Genomic DNA, 25,415 nt, shown 5'->3' on the forward strand with positions numbered 1-25,415 from the left:
GGTCAGATCAGGTCGGACGACGCGTACCGCGCCACCGCGGCCATCGGCACCTGCAACCAGTCCGGGCGGTGCCGGGCCTCGTAGACGACCTCGTAGATCGCCTTGTCGGTCTCGTACGCGCGCAGCAGCACCGGATCGGTCCGCGGGTCCACGCCGCTGACCTCGGCGTATCCGGAACAGTACGCGGCGCGGCACGCCTCGGCCCAGCCCGGTACCGGCAGGTCGGTCGAGTGTGCCGCGTAGTCGAAGGAGCGCAGCATCCCGGCGATGTCCCGGGCCGTGGGCTGCGGCAGCCGGCGTTCGGAGAGCGGCTTGGACGGCTCGCCCTCGAAGTCGATCAGCGACCAGTGCCCGGTCGCCGAGCGCAGACACTGGCCGAGGTGGAGGTCGCCGTGGATGCGCTGGGCGGTCCAGGAGCTGCCCTCGGCGGCGAGATCACCCAGCGCGGTGAACGCGGAGCGCAGGCCAGGCGCGTACGGCCGGAGCGCGGGGACCGCCTGTACGGCCGCCTCCAGCCGCTCGATCATGCCGTCGACGAGCAGGTGCAGCTGCTGGTGCCCCAGCGTCACGGTCGGTAGCGCCCGGGCGAGCGCCGTGTGCACCTCGGCGGTGGCCCGCCCGAGGGCGTGCGCCTCGGCGCCGAAGTCCTCGCCCTTGGCGAGCTCCCGCAGGGCCAGCTCCCAGCCGTCCGAAGCGCCCTGCACGAAGGGCTGGAGCACCGCGAGGGTGTACGGCTCTCCGGCCAGCTCCGCCTCCAGCCACCCCGTCGGCGCGGGCACCCGGGGGCAGCCTTCCCGGGCCAGGGCCAGCGGCAGCTCCAGGTCGGGGTTGACGCCGGGCACGACCCGGCGCAGGAGTTTCAGGATGAACGTATCTCCGTAGACGATCGACGAATTCGACTGCTCGGCGGTCATCACCCGGGCCACCAGACCCTCCCGGATCTCCTGGTGCGGGTCCCGCTCGAAGGACAGCCCGCCGATCCGGGTCCCGGTGCGGATCGCTTCCAGGAGCAGTTCGGCGGGCAGTGGGTCGTAGAGGGCGTCGTACGCGGTACGGCCGGTGAGCGGGCCCTCCTCGACATGGCCGATCAGCGCGGGCGCCAGCCGGGGCGGCAGCGCCTCGCGCAGGCCTATGAGGAGCTGGTAGCAGTCGCCGGGGTGTGGCGGGGCGCCCACGACGAGCGGCTGGTGGGCGCGGACCAGCAGGTGGTACAGACCGAGCTTGGCCGTGGGCGGCAGCAGTTCGGTGGCCGCCACCAGCGAGAACCCGGTGACCGGGCGCCCCTTGCCCGCGAACCAGCGCTGCCGCGGCAACCACTCGCGCAGAAGTGGATCGAGCGAGGCGAGGAGGCCTGGACTTGTCGTGGCGCTACGGGTGACGGCTTCCGACATGGCGTGGCGTCCTTTCCCCGGGCTGGCTGATCGGGGTGTTACTGATGCGTGCCCCGGGCGGGGCGGTGGAAACCGCCTCGCCCGGGTCCTCGTCGGCTATGCGGCTTCCTTGCGGAGCCGGAACCAGTAGAAGCCGTGCCCGGCCAGGGTCAGCAAGTACGGCAGCTCACCGATGGCCGGGAACCGCACCCCGCCGAACAGCTCGACCGGATGCCTGCCCTCGAACGCGCTGAGATCCAGCTCCGTCGGCTGCGCGAACCGGGAGAAGTTGTGCACGCACAGGACCAGGTCGTCCTCGTACTCCCTCAGGAACGCGATCACCGCCGGGTTCGACGACGGGAGCTCGGTGTAGGAGCCGAGGCCGAAGGCGGCGTTCTGCTTGCGGATCTCGATCATCCGACGGGTCCAGTGCAGCAACGACGAGGGCGACGCCATCGACGCCTCGACGTTGGTGACCTGGTAGCCGTAGACCGGATCCATGATGGTCGGCAGATAGAGCCGCCCGGGGTCGCAGGAGGAAAAGCCTGCGTTACGGTCCGGTGTCCACTGCATGGGGGTGCGTACGGCGTCGCGGTCGCCGAGCCAGATGTTGTCGCCCATGCCGATCTCGTCGCCGTAGTAGAGGATCGGCGAGCCGGGCAGGGACAGCAGCAGGGCGGTGAAGAGCTCGATCTGATTGCGGTCGTTCTCGAGCAGGGGGGCGAGCCGCCGCCGGATGCCGATGTTGGCGCGCATACGCGGGTCCTTCGCGTATTCGGCCCACATGTAGTCGCGTTCCTCGTCGGTGACCATTTCGAGGGTGAGCTCATCGTGGTTGCGCAGGAAGATGCCCCACTGGCAGTTGTTGGGGATCGCCGGCGTCTTGGCGAGGATTTCCGAGACGGGGTAGCGCGACTCCCGCCGTACCGCCATGAAGATGCGGGGCATGACCGGGAAATGGAACGCCATGTGGCATTCGTCGCCGCCGGACTCGTAGTCGCCGAAGTAGTCGACGACGTCCTCCGGCCACTGGTTCGCCTCCGCCAGGATCACCGTGTCCGGGTAGGACGCGTCGATCTCCTTGCGGACCCGCTTGAGGAACTCGTGGGTCGCCGGAAGATTTTCGCAGTTGGTGCCCTCCTGCTGGTACAGGTACGGCACGGCATCGAGGCGGAAGCCGTCGATGCCCAGGTCCAGCCAGAACCGCAGGGCGGAGATCATCTCCTCCTGGACGGCCGGGTTCTCGTAGTTGAGGTCCGGCTGGTGGGAGAAGAAGCGGTGCCAGAAGTACTGCTTGCGGACCGGGTCGAAGGTCCAGTTGGAGGCCTCGGTGTCGACGAAGATGATCCGGGCGTCCTGGTACTGCTTGTCGTCGTCCGCCCACACGTAGTAGTCGCCGTAGGGGCCGTCGGGGTTGGCGCGGGACTCCTGGAACCACGGGTGCTGGTCGCTGGTGTGGTTCATGACGAAGTCGATGATCACGCGCATGCCGCGGTGATGGGCGGCGTCGACGAACTCCACGAAGTCGGCGAGGTCACCGAACTCCGGCAGCACGGCGGTGTAGTCGGAGACGTCGTAACCGCCGTCCCTGAGCGGTGACTTGAAGAACGGCGGCAGCCACAGGCAGTCGACGCCCAGCCACTGGAGGTAGTCGAGTTTGGCGGTCAGGCCTTTCAGGTCGCCGACGCCGTCGCCGTTGCTGTCCTGGAAGGAGCGGACGAGGACCTCGTAGAAGACGGCCCGCTTGAACCAGTCCGGGTCCCGGTCCTTGGCGGGGGTGTCCTCGAAGGTGTCGTGGACGGGCTCGTTGACGATCATGTTGTGGGTGACCCTCCGATCTGCGGGGTGGACGGTCGCAGGACGGTGAGGATGTGCGCGGGGCGAGTGCCCGGTTCGAGACGCACGTAGTTCGCCCTGCCCCAGTGATAGGTCTCGCCGGTGAGCTCGTCGCGCACCGGCACCGACTCGTGCCATTCCAGGCCGAGTTGCGGCATGTCCAACGAGACCGTGGCCTCCTGGGTGTGGTGCGGATCGAGGTTCACGACCACCAGAACCGTGTTCGAGCCGTTCCGCTTCGAGTACGCGATCACCTCGTCCTTGTCCGCGTGGTGGAAGTGGAGGTCACGCAGCTGCCGTAGGGCCGGGCTGTCCCGCCTGATCATGTTGAGCTGGGTGATCAGGGGGGCGAGGCTGTCCTCGCGGTCCCAGTCGCGGGTCTTGAGCTGGTACTTCTCCGAGTTCAGGTACTCCTCGCTGCCCTCCCGCAGCGGGGTGTTCTCGGCGAGTTCGTAGCCGGAGTAGATGCCCCAGGTCGGTGAGAGGGTCGCGGCCAGGACCGCGCGCAGCGCGAACGCGGGCCGGCCGCCGTGCTGGAGGAACTCGTGCAGGATGTCGGGGGTGTTGGCGAAGAAGTTCGGCCGCATGTAGGAGGCCGCCTCACCCGAGAGCTCGCTCAGGTACTCGGTGAGTTCTTCCTTGGTGGTGCGCCAGGTGAAGTACGTGTAGGACTGCTGGAAGCCGATCTGGGCCAGGGTGTGCATCATCGCCGGGCGGGTGAACGCCTCGGCCAGGAAGATCACGTCCGGGTCGGTGGCGTTGATGTCCGCGATCACCCGCTCCCAGAACACCACCGGCTTGGTGTGCGGATTGTCCACTCTGAAGATCCGCACCCCGTGGTCCATCCAGTGCCGCAGCACCCGCAGCGTCTCCGCGATCAGCCCGTCCATGTCGGCGTCGAAGGCGATCGGGTAGATGTCCTGGTACTTCTTCGGCGGGTTCTCCGCGTACGCGATGGTGCCGTCCGGCCGGTGGTGGAACCACTCCGGGTGCTTGTGCACCCAGGGATGATCCGGCGAACACTGCAGCGCGAAGTCCAGCGCGATCTCCAGATCGTGCTTCCCGGCCTCCTTCACGAACCAGTCGAAGTCCTCGATCGTGCCCAGATCCGGATGGACGGCGTCATGCCCGCCCTCCGGCGAGCCGATCGCCCACGGCACACCCACATCGTCGGGCCCGGCGGACAGGGTGTTGTTGCGGCCCTTGCGGAAGGTGCTGCCGATCGGATGGATCGGCGGCAGGTAGACCACGTCGAAACCCATCGCCGCGATCGCCGGCAGCCGGCGGGCCGCGGTACGGAACGTGCCGTGCGGGCGCTGCGGCGTGCCCTCCGAGCGGGGGAAGAACTCGTACCACGACCCGAACAGCGCCCGCTCCCGCTCCACCAGCAACGGCAGCGTCTCCGACGCCGTGATCAACTCCCGCAGCGGGTACCTCGCCAGTACCGCGTCCACCTCGGGCGTCAACGCGGCCGCGAGACGGGCGGCGGCGGGCCGGGTCTCGTCGCGGAGGGCGCGGATGGCCGCGAGGATCACGCCGTTCCGGCCGTCGTCGGGCACGCCGGCGGCGGCCCGTTCGTAGAGCCGGGCGCCCTCCTCCAGGACCAGTTCGGTGTCCATGCCCGCCGGGATCTTGATCTGGGCGTGGTGCCGCCAGGTGGTGACGGGGTCGCCCCAGGCCTCGACCGTGAAGGTCCACAGACCAGGGCTGCCGGCGGTGACGGTGGCGCCCCAGCGGTCGGTGCCCGGGGTCAGTTCGTGCAGGGGGGTCCACGGTCCGGCGCGGCCTTCCGGATCCTTGAGTACGACATTCGCGGCGACCGCGTCATGGCCCTCACGGAACACGGTGGCCGAGATCTCGAACGTCTCGCCGGTGACCGCCTTGGCCGGCCGACGCCCGCGCTGGACCACCGGGCGGACGTCGAGGACGGGTATGCGCCCGATGGCCGGAGCCGGTCCCGCTGGTGTGGAGGGTCGCTCCTGGCGCGGTGGTCCGGGGTCGACGGGGCGCGTGGTGGACGCGTCGGTGCTGGACGTCGGGGGTGCTGACGAATGGTGCGTGGCGGGCATGACCGCTCCTGTCCGCGTCAACTTTGGGTGGGCGGATGGATGTGGGGAGGGGGTCCTGCGTGGCGTCCCAGTGAACCTACCTGAGCCGTGTACCGCAGGAGCCTTCCCACCCTATTCGGGTGGGCAATCCAGGACTTTGTTAACTACTCACGCGTATGTCTTTACGCAAAACCGGTCCCGTTCCAGCCGAACGGGACCGGCTTACGGACGCTTCCCCCTAGGAACCGGGCACCTGGAGAAGTTTGTCCGGTGAACCTGCCCCCCGACCGGACACCTTCCCGGAGGTCGCCAGTTTCACCAGCGCTTTGCCGACCTGCGCCGGAGTGGCCTTCGGGTGGCCGGCGAGATACAAAGCGGCCGCGCCCGCCGCGTGCGGGGTCGCCATCGACGTACCCGAGTAGGTCGCCCTCGCGGTGTCGCTCGTGATGCCCGCGGAGGTGATCGAGACTCCTGGTGCGAACAGGTCGAGGGCGGATCCGTAGTTCGAGAAGCCCGGCCGGGTGCCCTTCGCGTCGATCGCGCCGACCGTGATCGCCTGCGGTACGTCGGCGGGTGAGCAGAGCCCGGCCGGCAGGCCGTCGTTACCCGCCGCGACCGTGTAGCTCACTCCGGACGCGATGCTGGTGCGGACGGCAGCGTCCAGCTGGGCGTTGTGGGAGCCGCCCAGGCTGAGGTTGGCGACCGCCGGCTTCCGCGCGTTCTTCGTCACCCAGTCTATACCGGCGATGACCTGGGCGGTCGTGCCCGATCCGTTGTCGTCGAGGACCCGTACGGCTACCACCTTCGTCTGTTTGGCGACGCCGTACCTGGTGCCGGCGACGGTGGCCGCCACGTGGGTGCCGTGGCCGTTTCCGTCCCCCGCCGATCTGTCGCCCCCGACGAAGTCCCAGCCGTAGGCGGCCCGGCCCCCGAAGTCCCTGTGGGAGATCCGGATGCCGGTGTCGATCACGTACACCGTCGTCCCGGCGCCCGCGGACTCCGGCCAGGTGTAGGACCTGTCCAGCGGCAGCTTCGGCTGGTCGACGCGGTCCAGGCCCCAGGACGGCGGGTTCTTCTGGGCGCGCTCCAGGGTCACCCGGGTGTCCTGGACGACCGAGGCGACGCGTGAGTCCGCCGCGAGCCGCCTGGCCTGTCTCTCGTCGGCCCGGATCGCGTAGCCGTTGAGTACCGTGCCGTAGGTATGGCTGATTCTCGCCCCGTACTTCTCGGCGAGTCCTTTTCCGGTCGCCGACGGAGCCTTCGTTCCCCCCTTGAGTGTCACCAGGTAACTCCCGCTGACGGAACCGGGCTCTCCGGCGCCGAGTATCCGCCCCTCCGGTGCGGCGTGCGCGGGCAGGGTGATGGCCGAAAGTGCGGCAGCACAGCTCACCGCGGTCAGGCCCCCCACCCAGCGCAGACGCCGATCTCGCGTCCGTGCCATGACTTGAGTTCCCCTCCTCAGCTCGGCGTACGCGGCCGCGGTCCGCCGGATGCACACGGCGTCGGCCGGCACGCCATGGGGAAGCCTCTCGTGCGGTGTGAAGTACCACAAGGACGCCTGTGGGGGTGGAATCGGCCATATCGGCTATGGGGGATGTGCGGAGGTTGCGGCGATTTTCGGACTGTTCGATCCGGGACGGCTTCAGGGTGACAAGGTCTTCTGCCTTGAACCGCGCCGTGGTGACGAGACCCTCGCCCAGATACGGTCGGGGTTGACGACGGGACCCACACCGCCGTGTGTCCCCCTCCGCACGCATGACGAGGTGGCAAGTGAAGGCTATCCGTCGATTCACCGTCCGACCCGTACTGCCCGATCCCCTCCGGCCCCTGAGCGACTTGGCGCGCAATCTGCGCTGGTCCTGGCATGCGGAGACCCGCGATCTCTTCCAGTCCGTCGATCCGGAGCACTGGGCCGCGTCGGGCGGTGATCCCGTACGACTGCTCGGCAGCGTGCGCCCCGCCCGGCTCGCCGAACTCGCCGAGGACCGCCGCTTCCTGCGCCGGCTCACCGCGGTCGCCGACGATCTCCACGACTATGTCACCGGTGAGCGCTGGTACCAGACCCACACCGGTGAACTCCCTGCCGCCGTCGCCTACTTCTCGCCCGAGTTCGGTATCACGGCCGCCCTGCCCCAGTACTCCGGCGGTCTGGGAATCCTGGCGGGCGACCATCTGAAAGCGGCCAGTGACCTGGGCGTACCGCTGATCGGCGTCGGTCTGCTGTACCGCCACGGCTACTTCCGCCAGTCCCTGTCCCGGGACGGCTGGCAGCAGGAGCACTATCCGGTCCTGGACCCCAACGAACTGCCGGTGGCGCTGCTGAGGGAGGCCGACGGCACCCCGGCACAGGTGTCGCTGGCCCTTCCCGGCGGCAAGCAGCTGCACGCACGGATCTGGCTGGCCCAGGTCGGCCGGGTGCCCCTGCTGATGCTGGACTCCGACGTCGAGGAGAACGACCTCGGCGAACGCGGGGTGACCGACCGGCTCTACGGCGGCGGCAGCGAACACCGTCTGCTCCAGGAGATGCTGCTGGGGATAGGGGGTGTCCGCGCCGTACGGACGTACTGCCGGCTGACCGGCCACGCCGGCCCCGAGGTCTTCCACACCAACGAGGGGCACGCCGGCTTCCTGGGCCTGGAACGGATCGCCGAACTCTGTGACCAGGGACTGGACTTCGACGCCGGCCTGGAGGCGGTCCGGGCGGGGACCGTCTTCACCACGCACACCCCCGTCCCGGCCGGCATCGACCGCTTCGACCGGGAGCTGGTCGCCCGGCACTTCGGTCCCGACGCCGAGCTCCCGCGTATGGACGTGGGCCGGATCCTCGCCCTCGGCATGGAGACCTACCCCGGCGGTGAGCCCAACCTCTTCAACATGGCCGTGATGGGTCTGCGCCTCGCCCAACGCGCCAACGGCGTCTCGCTGTTGCACGGGCAGGTCAGCCGGGAGATGTTCTCCGGACTCTGGCCGGGATTCGACCCCGAGGAGGTGCCGATCACCTCCGTGACCAACGGGGTGCACGCCCCGACCTGGGTCGCGCCCGAGGTGTTCCGGCTCGGCGCCCGCCAGATCGGCGCCCAGCGCACCGAGGACGCGCTGACCGTGGGCGGCTCGGACCGCTGGGACGCCGTGGGCGACATCCCCGACCAGGACGTCTGGGACCTGCGCCGCTCTCTGCGGGAGCAGCTGGTGGTGGAGGTACGGGACCGGCTGCGGGCGTCCTGGCGGCAACGCGGCGCCGGGACGGCGGAGCTGGGCTGGATCGACGGCGTGCTGGACCCCGACGTCCTCACGATCGGATTCGCACGCCGCGTCCCGTCGTACAAGCGGCTGACCCTGATGCTGCGGGACCGCGACCGGCTGATGGACCTGCTGCTGCACCCCGAACGCCCGATCCAGATCGTGGTGGCGGGCAAGGCGCACCCGGCGGACGACGGCGGAAAACGCCTGGTCCAGGAGCTGGTGCGGTTCGCGGACGACCCACGGGTCCGCCACCGGATCGTCTTCCTGCCCGATTACGGCATGGCGATGGCGCAGAAGCTGTACCCGGGCTGCGACATCTGGCTCAACAACCCGCTGCGGCCGCTGGAGGCCTGCGGCACCTCGGGCATGAAGGCGGCGCTCAACGGCTGTCTGAACCTGTCCGTCCTGGACGGCTGGTGGGACGAGTGGTTCCAGCCCGACTTCGGCTGGGCGATCCCGACGGCGGACGGCGTGGGGACCGACCCCGACCGCCGTGACGACATAGAGGCCGACGCCCTCTACGACCTCCTCGAACAGCGGGTGACCCCCCGCTTCTACGAGCACGGACAGGGAGGCCTCCCCGACCGCTGGATCGAGATGGTCCGCCAGACGCTCACCTTGCTGGGCCCGAAGGTCCTGGCCGGCCGCATGGTCCGCGAGTACGTCGAACGCCTCTACGCCCCGGCGGCGCACGCCCACCGCACGATGGCCCCGGACGTGGCGCGCGAGCTCGCGGAGTGGAAGTCCCGGGTGCGGGCGGAGTGGCACCGGGTGACGGTCGACCATGTGGAGACCACGGCCGCGACGACCACGGCCGAACTCGGCACCACGCTCGGCCTCAGGGTCCACGTGGGCCTCGGCGCCCTCGGCCCGGACGACGTGGAGATCCAGGCGGTCTCCGGCCGGGTGGACGAGGAGGACCGCATCGCGGACGCGGCGACGGTCCCGCTGAAGTCGGTCGGCGGCCCGGACGCGGAGGGTCGGTGGGTCTACGAGGGCCCGCTGTCCCTGGACCGTACGGGGCCCTTCGGCTACACGGTCCGCGTCCTGCCCTCGCATCGGCTGCTGGCGTCGGGCGCGGAGCTGGGGCTGGTGGCGGTGCCTTCGGAGGATGTGGTGGAGGGGGCGGGGGTGCTCCTGCGGTGAACCGCGAGGGCGCGGGCCGGGCTTCTCCGCTCAGCCCGCGTCCTCCCCGCCGCACAGCTTCCGCAGCACCGTCCCGCACTTCCGCGCGTACGCGTGCTGCAAGCCCCGGGTCGCCGGGCCCCCCGCCCGGGCGTACCACTTCGCGGCGCGGCTGAACGCCGACACCGTCAGCCACACCGTCCCGTCGCCCGTGCGGTCGACGACGAACGACTCCTCTCCGGACTCGGGGTGACCGGAGAGGGTGCCGTAGGCCCAGCCCGCGCGGCGGTGTTCCTCGACCGTCCAGACGACTCGGCAGGGAGCCCTGATGACGCCCGCGAGGGTGACCGTGACGTCCACGTCGGGGGCCGCGCGGTCCGCGGTGGCGTCGATGCCCACGCCCAGGGCGCGGTGCATCTCCCAGGTCAGGACCGCTTCGGAGGCCTTCTGGAAGACGTCGTGACCCTCGCCTATGCGGGTGCGTACGTGCAGGGGGTGGAAGCCGGGCGGGCAGAATCCGCTCCGCCGGGTCGCGCCGACGTCGTCGTACGTGAAGGACATGGGACCCAAGAGTAGGGCGGTACCCGGACATGCCTTCGTTCCGGGTACCGCCCCTCAAGCCGTTCGCGGACCTCGCGCGGACTAGCTCACGTTGACCGCGGACCAGGCCGCGGCCACCGCCTTGTACTCGGTGCTGGTGGAGCCGTACAGGGCGGACGCCGCGGAGAGCGTGCCCGTGCGCGCCGACTTGTAGTTGGTCGTCGACGTGAAGTACGTCGTCAGCGCCTTGTACCAGATCTGCAGGGCCTTGGCGCGGCCGATGCCGGTGACCGTGGAGCCGTTGGACGTCGGCGAGTTGTAGGACACGCCGTTGATCGTCTTGGCGCCGCTGCCCTCCGAGAGGAGGTAGAAGAAGTGGTTCGCCACGCCCGACGAGTAGTGGACGTCCAGGTTGCCGACCGACGAGGACCAGGAGTCCGCCGAGCCGCCGTCCTTGCTGGGCTTGTCCATGTAGCGCAGCGGGCTGCCGTCGCCGTTGATGTCGATCTCCTCGCCGATGAGGTAGTCACCGACGTCGTTGGAGTTGTTGGCGTAGAACTCCACGCCCGTGCCGAAGATGTCCGAGGTGGCCTCGTTGAGGCCGCCGGACTCGCCGGAGTAGTTCAGGCCCGCCGTGTTCGAGGTGACGCCGTGGCTCATCTCGTGGCCTGCCACGTCCAGCGAGGTGAGCGGGCTGACGTTGCCCTCACCGTCGCCGTACGTCATGCAGAAGCAGCTGTCGTCCCAGAACGCGTTCACGTACTGGTTGCCGTAGTGCACGCGGGAGTAGGCCGCGACACCGTTGTTCTTGATGCCGCTGCGGCCGAAGGTGGACTTGTAGAAGTCCCAGGTCTCCGCCGCGCCGTAGGCGGCGTCGACGGCCGCCGTCTGGTCGGTGGTGGAGCTGGAGGCGGCTCCGGTGCCCCACGTGTTGTCGGCGTCCGTGAACAGGGTGCCCGCGGAGGAGCTGGTGCCGTGCGATTTGTTGTACGTCTTGTGGCTGCCGCGCGTGCCGTCGGTCAGCTGGTACGTCGAGCCCGACAGGGTGGTTTCGAGGCTGACCGTGCCCGAGTACAGGCTCTTGCCGGTGCCGGTCGCGTTCTCGATGCCCTGGTACTCGAAGAGCTTCTTGCCGGTGGCGGCGTCGGTGATGACGTGCAGCTGGTTCGGGGTGCCGTCGTCCTGGAAGCCGCCGACGATCGTCTCGTAGGCGAGGACGGGGGTGCCCGAGGCGGCCCAGATGACCTTGCGCGCGCCGTCCGCGGCGGCCTTGTCCGAGCCTGCGGCCCTGGCGGCGGTCAGCGCCTGCGTCTCGGCCTTGGCGACGGTGACCTTCGGGGTCAGCGAGGCGACCTTGATGGTGGCCTTCGTCGCCTTGGAGACGCCCTCGGTCGCACCGGACTTCGACTCGTGGACGACCAGGTCGCCGCCGAGGACGGGCAGACCGTCGTAGGTGCGCTCGTAGCGGGTGTGGACCGTGCCGTCGGCGTCTCTCACGACGTCCTTGACGACCAGCTTCTCCTTGGAGCCGAGGCCTATCTCCTGAGCCGTGGTCCCGGCGTCGGCCTGCTGCTCCTTGATGAGGGAGGTGCGCGCGGCCGCGGACAGCTGGACCGGGGCGCCCGCGGGGGTGGCCTTACTGGAGCCTTCCGCCGGGGTCACGGCGGCGGCGCTGCCGGTGGTCAGACCGGTGGTGAGCAGGGCACCGGCGGCGACAGCGGTGGCGATGGCCAGGGTGGTGCGCTTGTGACGCGCGTAGAGGGGGGTCACACAAGCTCCTTCGTGGGGGAGCCCGGAGGGCGTGGGGTTGCCTTCCGGGGTGGTTGTGAAGTTGTGCGGCGGTTGTGAGGAAGCGTGGCATCAAGGCGCGTACATGTCATGACCCTCAAGTGATGTTGGCCGAAAGTCGACCAGTGGGTGAATATTGCAGCGATGTAAACCCAGTTGACCTGGGCAAAGCCCCAACAAGACGTCAGTCATGGGATGGCAAAAAGAGGGCGCCGCCCCGGGGAGTCGAACCACCGGGGCGGCGCCCTGTCCGTGTGCCTGTCGGTCGTGCCGGCCTACGGGAAGGTGAGCTTCCAGCTGTTGATGTAGCCGGTGTCCTGGGCCGCGTTGTCCTGGACCCGCAACTGCCAGGTGCCGTTGGCGACCTCGGAGGAGGCGTCCACCGTGTACGTGGTGTCGAGGTTGTCGGTGCTGCCACCGGTGCCGTACGCCTTCAGCGTGTACGCCGTGCCGTCCGGGGCGATCAGCTGTACCCGGAGGTCACCGATGTAGGTGTGCACGATGTCGACCGCGACCGCGAGGTTCGAGGGCGCGTTGCCCGTACGCCCTGACACGGTGATCGGCGAGTTGACCGCCGCCCCGTTGTCCGGAATCGATACGTCGGTGGTCGACTCGAAAGAGGTGCCGCCGCCACCGCCGGGACGCGAGCCGACCGCCACGCCCGCCCAGGCGTTCGCCACGGCCGTGTACTCGGCGCTCGTCGTGCCGTACAGCTCACCCGCCGCCGCGAGGGTGCCGGTGCGGGCTGCCGCGTAGTTGGTCGTGGTCGTGAACTTCGTGGTCAGCGCGCGGAACCAGATCTTCTCCGCCTTGTCCCGGCCGATGCCGGTGACCGGAAGGCCGTCCGACGTCGAGGAGTTGTAGGTGACACCGTTGATGGTCTTGGTGCCACTGCCCTCCGACAGGAGGTAGAAGAAGTGGTTCGCGGGGCCTGACGAGTAGTGGACGTCCACCGACCCGATCCCCGAGTACCAACTGTCCTTGGACGCACCGTCCTTGCTCGGCTTGTCCATGTAACGCAGCGGCGAGCCGTCGCCGTTGATGTCGATCTCCTCGCCGATGAGGTAGTCACCGACGTCGGAGGAGTTGTTGGCGTAGAACTCGACGGCCGTGCCGAAGATGTCGGAGGTCGCCTCGTTCAGCCCGCCGGACTCTCCCGAGTAGTTGAGTCCCGCGGTGTTCGACGTGACGCCGTGGGTCATCTCGTGACCGGCCACGTCGATCGACGTCAGCGGGTGGGTGTTGCCCGAGCCGTCGCCGTACGTCATGCAGAAGCAGCTGTCCGACCAGAACGCGTTGACGTAGTTGTTGCCGTAGTGGACCCGGGAGTACGCCCCGACACCGTCACCGCGGATACCCGAACGCCCCTGCACGTTCTTGTAGTAGTCCCAGGTGAGCGCGGCCCCGTAGTGCGCGTCGGCGCCCGCGGTCTCCGTGTTGGACGCGCTGCCGTTGCCCCAGATGTCGTCGGGGCCGGAGAAGAGGGTGCCCGTGCCGGAGGTGCCGCGGTTGAGGTTGTACGTCTTGTGGCCGCCGCGCGCCCCGTCGGTCAGGTTGTACGTCGACCCGGACTGGGTGGTGCCGAGGGTGACCGTGCCGCTGTACATGGTGTTGCCGGTGCCGTTCTCGATGCCCTGGTACTCGTAGAGCTTCGCGCCGGTCGCCGCGTCCGTGACGACGTGCAGCTCGTTCGGCGTGCCGTCCTCCTGGAGACCACCGACGACCGTCTCGTACGCCAGGGTCGGCGTGCCGTTGCCGGCCCAGATGACCTTGCGCGGGGCGCGGTTGACGTCGGGGGTCTTCGCGTCCGCCGCCTTCGCGGCCTTCAGGGCCTGCGTCTCGGCCTTGGCGGCGGGCAGCGCGGCCGTGGTCGTGGCGGGCCTGATGGCCTTCTGGGTGGCCTTGACGACCGCCTCGGTCGCCCCGGACTTCGCGGTCTCCACGACCAGGTCGCCGCCGAGGACGGGCAGTCCGTCGTAGGTGCGCTCGTAGCGGGTGTGGAGCGTGCCGTCGCCGTCCTTGACGACGTCACGGACGACCAGCTTCTCCTTGGCGCCCAGGCCGAGGTCCTTGGCGGTGTCCGCCGTGGTGGCGTTCGCCTCGCGTATCAGCTCGGCGCGCTGGGCGGGGGTGAGCTTGAGGGACTCGGCGCCCGGGATCACCTTGCTCGCGGCCGACGGTGCCTTCTGAGGGGCGGCGGTGGCGGCGCCCGACTGGACGGCCGCGGCGATCAGGGCGGAGACACCGACGAGGGCCACAGTGGCGGCCTTGCGGTGCAGGGTGCGGGGGGTGCGTCTGTGGGAGGAACTGTCTCTCAACACTGACTCCTTCTGCGCGGCCGCGGATCGCGCGGCCAGGGGAGACCGGACGGTGGGTCGACCGTCCGGGCGGTACGCGGAACGAGGTGCAGGTGGCCGCGGATCAGAACACAGCGAGAGATCTGTGAGGTTGCTGTGAAGCGGCCGTGGGAAGCCTGGCACCGGAAAGCCCGTACTGTCAGGAGCGCGTCAGAAACTTGGCCGGAAATCGTTCGTTGTCCGGGAGGTCATGTTCGCTATACGGACTTTCCACCCTGGTCGGACACCGGGGGCCGGTCCCCGTGCCACGACCCCCACAGCGCCGCGTAGGCCCCGTCCGCCGCCACCAGCTCCTCATGCGTACCGAGCTCGGTCAGCAGGCCGTTCTCCATCACCGCCACCCGGTCCGCGTCGTGCGCGGTGTGCAGCCGGTGCGCGATCGCGATGACCGTGCGTCCTTCGAGTACGGCGGCCAGGGCGCGCTCGGTGTGCCGCGCGGTCGTGGGATCGAGGAGCGCGGTCGCCTCGTCGAGGATCAGTGTGTGCGGGTCCGCCAACACCACGCGGGCCAGGGCGAGTTGCTGCGCCTGTGAACCGTCCGTACGGCAGCCGTCCTCGCCGAGCGCGGTGTCGAGTCCCTCGGGCAGTTCCCGCACCCACCCGTCGGCTCCCACGGCGGTCAGGGCGGCCCACAACTCCTCGTCCCCGGCGCCGGGTTCGGCGATGAGAAGGTTGTCGCGGACCGTGCCCAGGAAGACGTGGTGCTCCTGGGTGACCAGGACGACCTGCCGCCGCAGCTGCTCGGGGTCGAGGCCGACCACGGGAACCCCGCCGACGGTCACCGATCCGGAAGTCGGCGCGTCGACACCCGCGAGCAGCCTGCTCAGGGTGGTCTTCCCGGCGCCGGACGGGCCCACGACGGCCAGGCGTTCACCGGGGCGCACGGTCAGGTCGACGCCGTGCAGGACCTCGGCGCCGCGGCCGTAGGAGTAGCGCACGGCGGTGACGTCGATGCGGTCGTCGGCGGGGGCGGGGGAGCCCCCTTCGGTCAGGCGTGGGGCCTGGGCGAGGCCCTCCACGCGGGCGAACGAGGCGCCGCTGGACTGGAGTTGCTCGACCCGCACCAGGATCTGGTCGAGCGGGTTGACCAGTTGCTGGAGGTACAGGGCGGCCGCCACGACCGAGCCGAGGCTCATCACGCCCTGCGCGTGCAGCATCCCGCCGACCAGGAGCACACCGGCCACGGGCAGGATGTACGCCACCTCCACCACCGGGAAGAACACACTGCGCAGGTAGAGGGTGTACAGGCGGGTGCCGCGGGCCGTGTCGAGGGCGTCCCGGCTCGCCCGGACGCGTCGCTCCTCGAGTCGGAGCGCCTCGACCGTGCGGGCGCCGGACGCCGTGGCCGCAAGGATCTCGGCGACGTCCGAGGTGGCGGAGCCCTCGGCCAGGTAGCCGTCCCGCGCCCGCCGCAGATACCAGCGCAGGACGAACCAGATGGGCAGCAGACCGAACACACCGACGGCACCGAGCAGCGGGTCCAGGACGAACACAGCGGCCAGCAGGAACAGGAACTGCACGGAGTTGATGAGGAGTTCGGGTCCCGCGTCGCGCAGTGTGGTGCCGACGGTCGCGACGTCCGCGGTGCCCCGGGCGGTGAGGTCGCCGGTGCCGGCGCGTTCCACGACGGAGGCGGGCAGGGCCAGGGTGCGCTCCACGAACTCCTCGCGGACGCGGGCGAGGGTGCGTTCGCCGAAACGGTGGCCGACGTAGCGGGCCCAGCGGGCGAGGAGGAGCTGAGTGCTCGCGCACACCACGAGGACGAGCGAGAGCCGGTCCACCGCGGCCACGCCGTCACCGGCGCGCACCTCGTCGATGATCCGGCCGAGCAGCCACGGTCCGGCCAGACCGCTGAGGGCGGCGAGTGCGTTCAGGGCGAGTACGGCGGTGAAGGCCCGGGCGTCTTTGCGTATCAGCCGGACGGACGCGCGCCGTACGGTGGCCTGGTCGGCGACCGGGAGGTGGCCCCTGCTCATTTCATGACCTCCGCGTCTCGTGCGACCAGGGCGCGGTATCCCGGTTCCTCGGTGAGGAGTTGCTGGTGGGTGCCGGTCGCCGCGAGTTTGCCGTCGACCAGGTAGAGGACCGTGTCGGCGTGGTCGAGGACGAGGGGGGAGGTGGTGGTGACGGCTGTGGTGCGGCCTTCCCTGGTCTGGCGCAGCCGCTTGGCGACGAGGGCTTCTGTGTGGGCGTCCAGGGCGGAGGTGGGTTCTATGGCCAGGAGGATTTCCGGGTCGGCGAGGAGAGCCCTTACCAGTCGGATGCGTTGGCGCTGGCCGCCGGAGAGATTGCGGGCCTGGGCGTCCATCGGTGAGTCGAGGCCGTCGGGGAGAGCTTGCACGATGTCGTCTGCCACGGCTGCGTGTACGGCGGCCGCGGGGTCGGAGTCCGCACCCATGATCACATCGCGCAGTGTGCCCGCGAACAGGTCCGCCTCGTGGTCCGCCAGCAGGATGTGCTCTCTGACCTGGGGCAGCCGGATCTCGTCCAGGGGGACTCCGGCCCAGGTCGCCTGCGACGGGGTGTAGCGGGCCAGGCGGTCCAGAACCGCCGCCGTGTCCGCGGGCCTCGCGCAGGCCAGCGCCGTCAGGCGGCCCGGCAGGACGCGTACGCCCGACTCCGGGTCGTACAGAACCGAGGACTCCGCGGGGGCATCCCGCGTGCCCCGGTCCTCCATCGGCTCCAGGCGCAGGAACCGCACGACCCTCCTCGCCGCCACCACGCCCCGGCTGAGCTGGTAGCCGCACTCCACCCAGAACGCCACCGGGCCCACCAGGACCGCGACATAGCCGTACACCGCGACCAACTCGCCCACGGTGATCTCTCCCTGGGCGGCCAGGCGCGCCGCGAGCCAGGTGACCACGGCGAGGAACAGGGTGGGCAGGCCCACGCCGAGGGCCTGGACCCAGCTGGTGACCGCGCCGACCCGGTACCCCTGGGCCCGCAGGTGCTGGGAGTCGCGGTGGAAGGCGTCGGCGACCAGGCCCTTGCCGCCCAGGCCGTTGAGGACGCGCAGGCCGCCCGCGAGGTCGGCGATGCGGGAGGTGAGGACGCCCTGACGGTCGCGGTACTCCGTCTCGGCGCCCTGGAGACGGGACAGGAAGGGGCCGACGAGGAGCACGATCGCCGGGATGCCGAGCAGGACCACGACCGCGAGGAGCGGAGAGACCGACACCAGCAGGGCGGCCACCGTCAGATAGGCGACGCACGCGCCGACGCCCGGGCCGACGACGGTCAGGGCGCCGGCGATCGTCTGCACGTCGCCCACGCCGATCGTGACGACCTCACCGGCTCCGGTCCGGCGCGAGAGGGCGGCGCCGAGGCGGACCGCCTGTCCGACGACCACCTTGACCGTGCGGAAGTTGGCGTCCATCCGCACCCGCGTCATCGTGCGGTGCCGCATGATGCTCAGCCAGGCGTTGAAGGAGCCGACCGCGAACAGGGCGAAGCACCAGCCGGCGAGCGCCGCCCAGTCGCCCGGCTCCAGGCCCTCGTCGATCGCCTTCGCCATCAGATACGGCGTCGCCGCCAGCAGCACCATCCAGGAGCTGCCCAGCAGCGCCCCGGCCACGGACCGCCCCGGCTGACAGCGCACGAGCCACCACAGATACCGCCAGCCGCCCCGGACGTCGGGCGTGCCGGGGTCCTCGTACGCGTCGATCACCTGTCCCCCTGTCGATTCACGCCAGGCTGTCCCGCCAGGCCCGGTGCAGATCCGCGAACCGTCCCGTGCCCGCGACGAGTTCGGCCGGTGTGCCGTCCTCGACGACCCTGCCGTGCTCCATGACCAACACCCGGTCGGCGATCTCCACGGTCGACAGCCGGTGCGCGATCACCACGGCTGTACGGCCCTTGAGGACCGTCGCCATCGCCCGCTGCACGGCCCGCTCGCCGGGGATGTCGAGCGAACTGGTCGCCTCGTCCAGGATCAGCACCGCCGGATCGGCGAGCAGTGCCCGCGCGAACGCCACGAGCTGGCGCTGACCCGCCGAGATACGGCCGCCCCGCTTGCGTACGTCCGTGTCGTAGCCGTCGGGCAGGGCGCTGATGAAGTCGTGCGCGCCGATCGCCTTCGCCGCCTGCTCGATCTCCTCGCGGGTGGCGTCCGGCCGGCCGATCGCGATGTTCTCGGCGACCGTGCCGGAGAACAGGAACGCCTCCTGCGTCACCATGACCACCCCGCGCCGCAGTTCGGGCACGGCGAGCTCGCGGAGGTCCACGCCGTCCAGGAGGACGCGGCCGTCCGAGGGGTCGTAGAAACGGGCGAGGAGCTTGGCGAGTGTCGACTTTCCGGCGCCGGTCGAGCCGACCACCGCGACCGTCTGCCCGGCGGGCAGGGTCAGATCGAAGCGGGGGAGCACCTCGCCGCCGGTGCGGTAGGCGAAGCGGACGCCGTCGAAGACGACCTCGCGGCCCGGGTGCTGCGACTCGAGGGCCGGGAGCTGCCTGGGTGTCACCGGCTCGGGCACGGTCGGGGTCTGGGCGAGCAGGCCCGCGATCTTCTCCAGGGAGGCCGCCGCCGACTGGTAGGAGTTCAGGAACATCCCGAGCCGGTCGATCGGGTCGTACAGCCGCCGCAGATACAGCACTGCCGCCGCCAGTACACCCAGCTCCAGCGAGTCCTGCGCCACTCGGTAGGCGCCCCACAGCACGATCCCCGCGACGGCCGTGTTGGCGACCAGCCGGGAACTGACGACATAGCGGGCCATCTCCAGCAGCGCGTCGCCGTTGACCCGCTCGTGCCGCTTGTTCAGTACGGCGAACTCGGCGTCGTTGGCGGCCTCGCGACGGAACGCGCGCACCGGCCGGATGCCGTTCATCGTCTCCACGAACTTGACGATCACGGCGGCGATCGCGGTCGACCGCTTCCGGTACACCCGGCCCGCGCGCCGCCGGTAACCCCGCACGAGCAGGTACAGCGGCACGAAGGACGCCACCGCGACCGCGCCGAGGGCGAGATCCAGCCAGAGCAGCAGGGCGGAGATGTAGAGGAAGGACAGGATGACGGTGACGAGTTCCTGCAGGCCCTCATTGAGCAGTTCGCGCAGCGACTCCACGTCCGTCGTCGAACGGGAGATGAGGCGCCCCGAGGTGTAGCGCTCGTGGAAGTCGATGCTCAGCGCCTGGGCGTGCCGGAAGATGCGGCCGCGCAGGTCGAGCAGCACGTCCTGGTTGACGCGGGCGGAGACCAGGATGAACGCGTACTGGAGCCCGCCGGAGGACAGCGCGGACAGCAGATAACCGGCGCCGACGGCGATCAGCGGGCCGTTGTCGTGGTCCCGGAACGCCGGAACCGCGCGGTCGATGGCGTACGCGACCAGCAGCGGGCCCGCCTGTACGGCCGCCTGCTGGAGCAGCAGCAGGAACGTGGTGAGGGTGACCCGCGCTTTCATCGGCGCGAGCAGGGAGCGCAGCAGGAGGGAGGTGGCGCGCGGGGGAGTGGGCAGGACGTCGCGGTCGAAGGCGTCCGCGGCGTCCTTGTGACGGGGGAGTTCCGGTTCGTCGTCCGCCGTGGGGGCGTTGGTGGTGGGGGCCGTCATCGGTCGTCGTCCTTCGCTTCCCCGGTGCCGGACATGAGGTGGGCGTACTCGGCGTTGGTGCGCAGGAGTTCGTGGTGGGTGCCCACGGCGGTGATACGGCCGTCGGACAGCAGCGCGACGCGGTCGGCGAGCAGCACGGTCGAGGGGCGGTGCGCCACGATGAGCGCGGTGGTGTCCGCGAGGACGTCGCGCAGCGCGGCCTCCACGGCGGCCTCGGTGTGCACGTCCAGCGCGGACAGGGGGTCGTCGAGGACGAGGAATCCGGGCTTGCCGACCACGGCCCGGGCCAGGGCGAGGCGTTGGCGCTGGCCGCCGGAGAGGCTGAGGCCCTGTTCGCCGACCTGGGTGTCGGTGCCGTGGGGGAGGGCGTGTACGAAGTCCGCCTGCGCGACGGACAGGGCGCGGTCCAGTTCCTGTTCGTCCATGCCCAGCAGGACGTTGTCCTTGACGCTGGCCGAGAAGAGCGTGGGTTCCTCGAAGGCGACGGCCACCTTCGAGCGCAGCTCTTCTCTGGACATGGCGGTGATGTCCTCGCCGTCCAGGGTGATGCGGCCGGATGTCACCTCGTGGAGGCGGGGGACGAGGGCGGTGAGGGTCGTCTTGCCGCTGCCCGTCGTGCCGACCAGGGCCATGGATTCGCCGGGGCGGATGTGGAGGTCCACGCGGTCGAGGATGGGTGGGGAGTCCTCGGGGGCGTCCGGGTAGCGGAACCGGACGTGGTGGAACCGGAGGCCTTCGTCGTCGGGTGCGCGTTTGTCGGGGCCGGCCGCGTCCCGCGGCGGAGCCGCATTTCGATACAGCTCCGCGTCCCTGCGGGGTGCGTCTTCCTGCTCCGGCACTTCATTGATCACCTCGAAGTAGCGCTCCGTCGCCGTCGCCGCTTCCTGGGTCATCGCCAGCAGGAAGCCGATGGATTCCACCGGCCACCTGAGCGCAAGTGCCGTCGACAGGAAGGCCACCAACGTGCCCGCCGACAACTCCCCGTCGGCCACCTGCACGCAGCCCAGGACCAGCGCCGCCCCGATGGCCACCTCGGGGAGGGTGGTGATGACGCCCCAGATCGTGGCCAGCAGGCCCGCCTTGCGCAGCTCGGTTCCCCGCAGCTTCCCGGACAGTTCACGGAAGGCCCGTGCCTGGGACCGGTGGCGGCCGAAGCCCTTGATGATCCGGATGCCGAGCACGCTCTCCTCGACGACCGTCGTGAGGTCGCCGACCTGGTCCTGGGCGAGCCGCGCCACACGGTGGTACCGCTTCTCGAAGACCATGCACGTGATCACCACGGGGATGGCCGGCCCCAGGATCACCAGCCCGAGCGTCCAGTCCTGGAGCAGCATGATGATCACACCGACGGTGATCGTCACGCTGTTGACCAGCAGGAACGTCAGCGGAAAGGCGAGGAACATGCGCAGGAGCATGAGGTCCGTGGTGGCCCGGGACAGCAGCTGGCCGGACGCCCAGCGGTCGTGGAAGGCCACCGGGAGGCGCTGGAGGTGCCGGTACAGGCCCGCCCGCATCTCCGCCTCGACGTGGGAGAGCGGTCTCGCCACCAGCCATCGCCGCAGTCCGAACAGCAGCGCCTCCGCGAACCCGAGCAGCAGCAGGTACAGCGCCCCGAGCCATACGCCCGCGGTGTCTCCGTCGGCGACCGGCCCGTCCACCATCCACTTCAGGACGAGGGGGATCACCAGCCCCGTACAGGAGGCGAGGATCGCCACGAACGCGGCGGTGATCAGCCGCGCGCGGGCCGGCCGGACGTACGGCCACAGGCGCAGCAGGGTCCTCACGGCCGATCGGTCCTTGGTGGTTGCACGTGTCGTGGACATCAGCTGCGAGCCTACGGACCGGCACTGACAACGCCCACCGAGTTTTGGCCGGACCGGAATCGGCCGTTGGTCCTACGACCTGCATGTTCGAGGGGTCGTACGGCCGCATCCACCGATCGGTTGATGCCGGGTCGAGCGCGACGGGCGATGTGGCGGCGGGGCCCGTGCCGGGACGCTGATGCCATGTCCGTCATCGAAGTCAGCGAACTGCGCAAGTCCTACGGCGGCCGGGCCGTCGTCGACGGTGTCTCCTTCGCCGTCGAGGAGGGCGAGATTTTTGGAATTCTTGGCCCGAACGGCGCCGGGAAGACCACCACCGTCGAGTGCGTCGAGGGTCTGAGGATTCCCGACACGGGCCGCGTGCGGGTCACCGGTCTCGCCCCCGTCGCCGACCACGCGCGCGTGGCCCGCGTCCTCGGCGCCCAGCTCCAGGAGAGCGAACTCCAGGCCAAACTCACCGTCCGTGAGGCCCTGGAGCTGTACAGCGCGTTCCACGACAAGCCCCTCGACTGGCGCCCGCTCGCCGAGCGCCTGGGGCTGACCCAGAAGCTCACCACCCGGTTCGGCAAGCTCTCCGGCGGCCAGAAGCAGCGCCTGTTCATCGCGCTCGCGCTCGTCGGCAATCCCCGGGTCGTCGTCCTGGACGAGCTGACCACCGGGCTCGATCCGCGTGCCCGCCGCGACACCTGGGAGCTCATCGAGGACATCCGCGCCAACGGCGTCACCGTCCTGCTCGTCACGCACTTCATGGAGGAGGCGCAGCGGCTCTGCGACCGGATCGCCGTGATCGACAGGGGCCGGATCGCCGCCCTGGACACCCCGGCGGGCCTCATCCACCGCTCGGCGGGCGCCACCGTCATCAGCTTCACCCCGTCCGCCCCGCTCGACGCACACGAACTGAACACGCTGCCCGCCCTCGCCTCCATCGAGGACCGGGACGGCCGCCTCACCCTGTCCGGCACCGACGAGACCGTGAACGCCGTGATCACCCTGCTCGCCCGCCGGCACGTCACCGCCCACCAGCTCCGTGTCGTCGACGCCACCCTCGACGACGCCTTCCTCGACCTGACCCAGGAGGCCACGGCATGAACACCGCCGTACTGCGGACCGAGGTCCGACTCTTCCGCCGCGAACCCGGCGCCCTCTTCTGGATCCTGCTGTTCCCCACCCTGCTCCTGGTGATCCTCGGCTCGATCCCGTCCTTCCGGAACCACGAGGCCGACCTCGGCGGCCTCAGGACCATCGATGTCTACGTCCCGGTGGCCGTGCTCCTCGGCCTGATCGTCAGCGGCCTGCAGTCCATGCCGCAGACCCTCACCGGCTACCGCGAGCGCGGCATCCTGCGCCGCATGTCCACCACCCCGGTCCGCCCGACCGCCCTGCTCACCGCGCAGATGACCGTCTACGGCGGCGCCGCCCTGGCATCCGCGCTGCTCGCCCTGTTCGTCGGACGGTTCGCCTTCGCCGTACGACTGCCCGAGCAGCTGTTCGGGTACCTGCTGGCCCTGGTTCTGGCCGTGCTCGTCGCCCTCGCGCTGGGCGCGGTGATCTCCGCGCTGTCCCGGACGACGAAGATCGCCGGTGCCATCGGATCCGCCGTGTTCTTCCCGTCGATGTTCTGCGCGGGTGTGTGGGCGCCGGTGCAGACCATGCCGGACGTCCTCGCCCGGATCGTCGGGTACACCCCGTTCGGCGCGGCCGCCGAGGCCCTGAACCGGGCCGCGGCCGGCGACTGGCCGGGCTGGACCCACCTGGGCGTGCTCGTCGCCTGGACGGTGCTGCTCACGGCCGCCGCGTCGCGCTGGTTCCGCTGGGAGTAGGCGAACGGGGCCGTGCAGACTGAGGACATGACCGTGGTGGACACGCAACTCGAGCGCCGCCTGGAACAACTGCACATCTGGGGACCGTACGCGCTGCTCGGCGTCAGCGCCGTCCTCGCGGTCGTCTCCGCGGACCTCATGGACGGCCCCGCCGAGTGGTACACCGCCGGCGCCTTGGTCGGCGCCGCGCTCGTGCTCCAGCTGTGGTGGCACGGCACCCGCTACCGCCGTGCCGACCGCGGCCGCAGTCCCTCCCCGGCCGGCGCCGCCTACTACGCCGTCCGCTGGGCGATCGCCTTCGTCCTCACCTGGATCAACCCGTTCTTCGCGTTCTACGCGGCCACCGGCTACATGGACGCCGACGAGCTGATCCCCGGCATGTGGCGGCGGCTCGGACTGTTCGCGAGCGCGGTCATCGTGGCGGGCGCGCAGGTCGGCGGACTGCCGGTGACCAGTACGGCGCAGTGGCTCGGATTCGCCGGGCTGCTGATCGTCAACTTCGGCCTCCAGGCCTTCGTCGCCCACATCACCGAGCAGGAGGAACAGCGCTCCCGGGAACGGGCCCAGACCATCGAGGCACTGCGGGCGGCGCTCGACGAGAACGCCGCCCTGCACGCCCAACTCCTCGTCCAGGCAAGGGAAGCGGGCGTCTCCGACGAGCGCCGACGGCTCGCCGCCGAGATCCACGACACCCTCGCCCAGGGTCTGACCGGCATCATCGCCCAGCTCCAGGTGGTCGCGAACACGCCCGACGAGGTCCAGGCCCGTGAGCACGTCCACCGCGCCATGGACCTCGCCCGGCACAGCCTCGGCGAGGCCCGCCGCTCGGTGCACAACCTCGCCCCCGTCGCGCTGGAGCACGACGGGTTGCCCCAGGCCCTGAGGAACACGGTTGCCGACTGGGGCGAACGGACCGGAATCCGCGCCGAGTTCACCGTCGCCGGAACCATCGAGCAGCTTCACGACGAGGTCTCGGCCACCCTCCTGCGCATCGCCCAGGAAGCCCTCTCCAACGCCTCCCGGCACGCCCGGGCCGGCCGCCTCGGCGTCACCCTGACCTTCCTGGGCAGCGAGGTCATCCTCGACATCCGCGACGACGGCGCCGGCTTCGACCCCCTCGCCCTTCCGGCCCGCTCCCGCACCGGCGGCTTCGGACTCGACGGCATGCGGGCCCGCGCCGAACGCATCGCGGGCTCCCTCACCGTCGAGTCCGAACCGGGCCACGGCACCGCGCTGTCGGCTCGCGTACCGTTGGTCCGCCATGACCAGTGACGTGGGTATCTCGGTGCTGATCGTCGACGACCATCCCGTCGTACGGGACGGTCTGCGCGGCATGTTCGACTCCGCGCCGGGATTCAAGGTTCTCGGCGAGGCGTCGAACGGCGTCGAGGCGCTGGAGAAGGCCACCGCGCTGGACCCGGATGTGATCCTGATGGACCTGCGGATGCCGGGCGGTGGGGGAGTCGACGCCATCCGTGAGCTCACGCACCGCTCCGCCCGCGCGAAGGTGCTGGTCCTGACGACGTACGACACGGACTCCGACACCCTGCCGGCCATCGAGGCGGGCGCGACGGGCTATCTGCTGAAGGACGCCCCGCGCGACGAGCTGTTCACGGCCGTGCGGGCGGCGGCAGAAGGCCGTACGGTGCTGTCCCCGGCCGTGGCATCCCGGCTGGTCTCGGCCGTCCGCGCCCCCAAGGCTCCTGGTAACGAGCCCCTCTCCGCCCGCGAGCGCGAGGTGCTCGCCCTGGTTGCCCGGGGCACGTCCAACCGCGAGATCGCCCGCGAACTGTTCATCAGCGAGGCGACCGTGAAAACCCATCTCACCCACCTCTACGCCAAGTTGGGCGTCAACGACCGTGCGGCGGCGGTCGCGACGGCTTACCAGCGGGGCATCCTCGGCTGACCGGGCAGGTCGGCGCGGT

16 protein-coding genes are annotated in these 25,415 nt (G+C 70.3%); 5 read left to right on the forward strand and 11 right to left on the reverse strand.

Features of this window, described 5'->3' with window-relative positions:
- Positions 1 to 2: 2 nt before the first annotated feature.
- The 4 genes from QF027_RS33285 to QF027_RS33300 all read right to left on the reverse strand — a co-directional run bounded on the left by QF027_RS33285 (position 3) and on the right by QF027_RS33300 (position 6,695).
- Positions 3 to 1,391, reverse strand: coding sequence for a maltokinase N-terminal cap-like domain-containing protein (locus QF027_RS33285; protein WP_306976168.1), 1,389 nt, complete (start codon positions 1,389 to 1,391; stop codon positions 3 to 5).
- Between the two features lie 96 nt (positions 1,392 to 1,487).
- Positions 1,488 to 3,188, reverse strand: coding sequence for a maltose alpha-D-glucosyltransferase (treS, locus tag QF027_RS33290; RefSeq protein WP_306976165.1), 1,701 nt, complete (start codon positions 3,186 to 3,188; stop codon positions 1,488 to 1,490).
- Positions 3,185 to 5,275 carry an alpha-1,4-glucan--maltose-1-phosphate maltosyltransferase gene (locus tag QF027_RS33295; protein ID WP_307078811.1) on the reverse strand — a complete coding sequence of 697 codons (2,091 nt, stop codon included), beginning with the start codon at positions 5,273 to 5,275 and terminating at the stop codon, positions 3,185 to 3,187. Before QF027_RS33295 ends, treS begins: the two co-directional genes overlap by 4 nt.
- Before the next feature lie 217 nt (positions 5,276 to 5,492).
- Positions 5,493 to 6,695 carry a S8 family peptidase gene (locus tag QF027_RS33300; protein ID WP_307078813.1) on the reverse strand — a complete coding sequence of 401 codons (1,203 nt, stop codon included), beginning with the start codon at positions 6,693 to 6,695 and terminating at the stop codon, positions 5,493 to 5,495.
- A gap of 329 nt (positions 6,696 to 7,024) precedes the next feature.
- Between QF027_RS33300 and QF027_RS33305 the strand changes: the two genes are divergently transcribed.
- On the forward strand, positions 7,025 to 9,643 hold the full coding sequence (locus QF027_RS33305) for a glycosyltransferase family 1 protein (protein ID WP_307078816.1): 2,619 nt from the start codon (positions 7,025 to 7,027) through the stop codon (positions 9,641 to 9,643).
- 30 nt (positions 9,644 to 9,673) lie between these two features.
- Here QF027_RS33305 and QF027_RS33310 read toward each other — a convergent pair whose 3' ends face one another.
- The 7 genes from QF027_RS33310 to QF027_RS33340 form a co-directional block, all read right to left on the reverse strand.
- Positions 9,674 to 10,183: a DUF1990 domain-containing protein gene (locus QF027_RS33310; protein WP_306976156.1), complete on the reverse strand. Its 510-nt coding sequence runs from the start codon at positions 10,181 to 10,183 to the stop codon at positions 9,674 to 9,676.
- Between the two features lie 81 nt (positions 10,184 to 10,264).
- Complete coding sequence (locus QF027_RS33315) at positions 10,265 to 11,932, reverse strand: M4 family metallopeptidase (RefSeq protein WP_306976153.1); 1,668 nt, start codon at positions 11,930 to 11,932, stop codon at positions 10,265 to 10,267.
- Between the two features lie 293 nt (positions 11,933 to 12,225).
- The gene (locus QF027_RS33320) at positions 12,226 to 14,268 is read right to left on the reverse strand and encodes a M4 family metallopeptidase (RefSeq protein ID WP_307078818.1); all 2,043 of its coding nucleotides are present in this window, start codon (positions 14,266 to 14,268) and stop codon (positions 12,226 to 12,228) included.
- A 236-nt stretch (positions 14,269 to 14,504) separates the two neighbouring features.
- The gene (locus QF027_RS33325) at positions 14,505 to 16,283 is read right to left on the reverse strand and encodes an ABC transporter ATP-binding protein (RefSeq protein WP_307078819.1); all 1,779 of its coding nucleotides are present in this window, start codon (positions 16,281 to 16,283) and stop codon (positions 14,505 to 14,507) included.
- The gene (locus QF027_RS33330; protein WP_307078821.1) at positions 16,280 to 17,971 is read right to left on the reverse strand and encodes an ABC transporter transmembrane domain-containing protein; all 1,692 of its coding nucleotides are present in this window, start codon (positions 17,969 to 17,971) and stop codon (positions 16,280 to 16,282) included. The genes QF027_RS33325 and QF027_RS33330 overlap by 4 nt, the downstream gene beginning before the upstream one ends.
- Positions 17,972 to 17,987: 16 nt before the next feature.
- Positions 17,988 to 19,847, reverse strand: a complete 1,860-nt coding sequence (locus tag QF027_RS33335) for an ABC transporter ATP-binding protein (protein ID WP_307078823.1) — start codon at positions 19,845 to 19,847, stop codon at positions 17,988 to 17,990.
- Positions 19,844 to 21,670 carry an ABC transporter ATP-binding protein gene (locus QF027_RS33340; protein WP_307078825.1) on the reverse strand — a complete coding sequence of 609 codons (1,827 nt, stop codon included), beginning with the start codon at positions 21,668 to 21,670 and terminating at the stop codon, positions 19,844 to 19,846. The genes QF027_RS33335 and QF027_RS33340 overlap by 4 nt, the downstream gene beginning before the upstream one ends.
- Before the next feature lie 183 nt (positions 21,671 to 21,853).
- Here QF027_RS33340 and QF027_RS33345 point away from each other — a divergent pair, with 183 nt between their 5' ends.
- The 4 genes from QF027_RS33345 to QF027_RS33360 are packed head-to-tail and all read left to right on the forward strand — an operon-like array spanning position 21,854 to position 25,396.
- The gene (locus QF027_RS33345) at positions 21,854 to 22,759 is read left to right on the forward strand and encodes an ABC transporter ATP-binding protein (RefSeq protein ID WP_307078828.1); all 906 of its coding nucleotides are present in this window, start codon (positions 21,854 to 21,856) and stop codon (positions 22,757 to 22,759) included.
- A complete protein-coding gene (locus tag QF027_RS33350; RefSeq protein ID WP_306976140.1) occupies positions 22,756 to 23,490 on the forward strand; it encodes an ABC transporter permease in 735 nt (244 codons plus the stop codon). Before QF027_RS33345 ends, QF027_RS33350 begins: the two co-directional genes overlap by 4 nt.
- Before the next feature lie 27 nt (positions 23,491 to 23,517).
- Positions 23,518 to 24,762 (forward strand): sensor histidine kinase, encoded by a 1,245-nt coding sequence (locus QF027_RS33355; RefSeq protein WP_307078830.1) that lies wholly within the window; start codon positions 23,518 to 23,520, stop codon positions 24,760 to 24,762.
- On the forward strand, positions 24,752 to 25,396 hold the full coding sequence (locus QF027_RS33360; protein WP_306976137.1) for a response regulator: 645 nt from the start codon (positions 24,752 to 24,754) through the stop codon (positions 25,394 to 25,396). Before QF027_RS33355 ends, QF027_RS33360 begins: the two co-directional genes overlap by 11 nt.
- Positions 25,397 to 25,415: the final 19 nt, after the last annotated feature.

Origin of the sequence: Streptomyces canus (assembly GCF_030816965.1) — a bacterium.
Lineage (GTDB): Bacteria > Actinomycetota > Actinomycetes > Streptomycetales > Streptomycetaceae > Streptomyces > Streptomyces canus_E.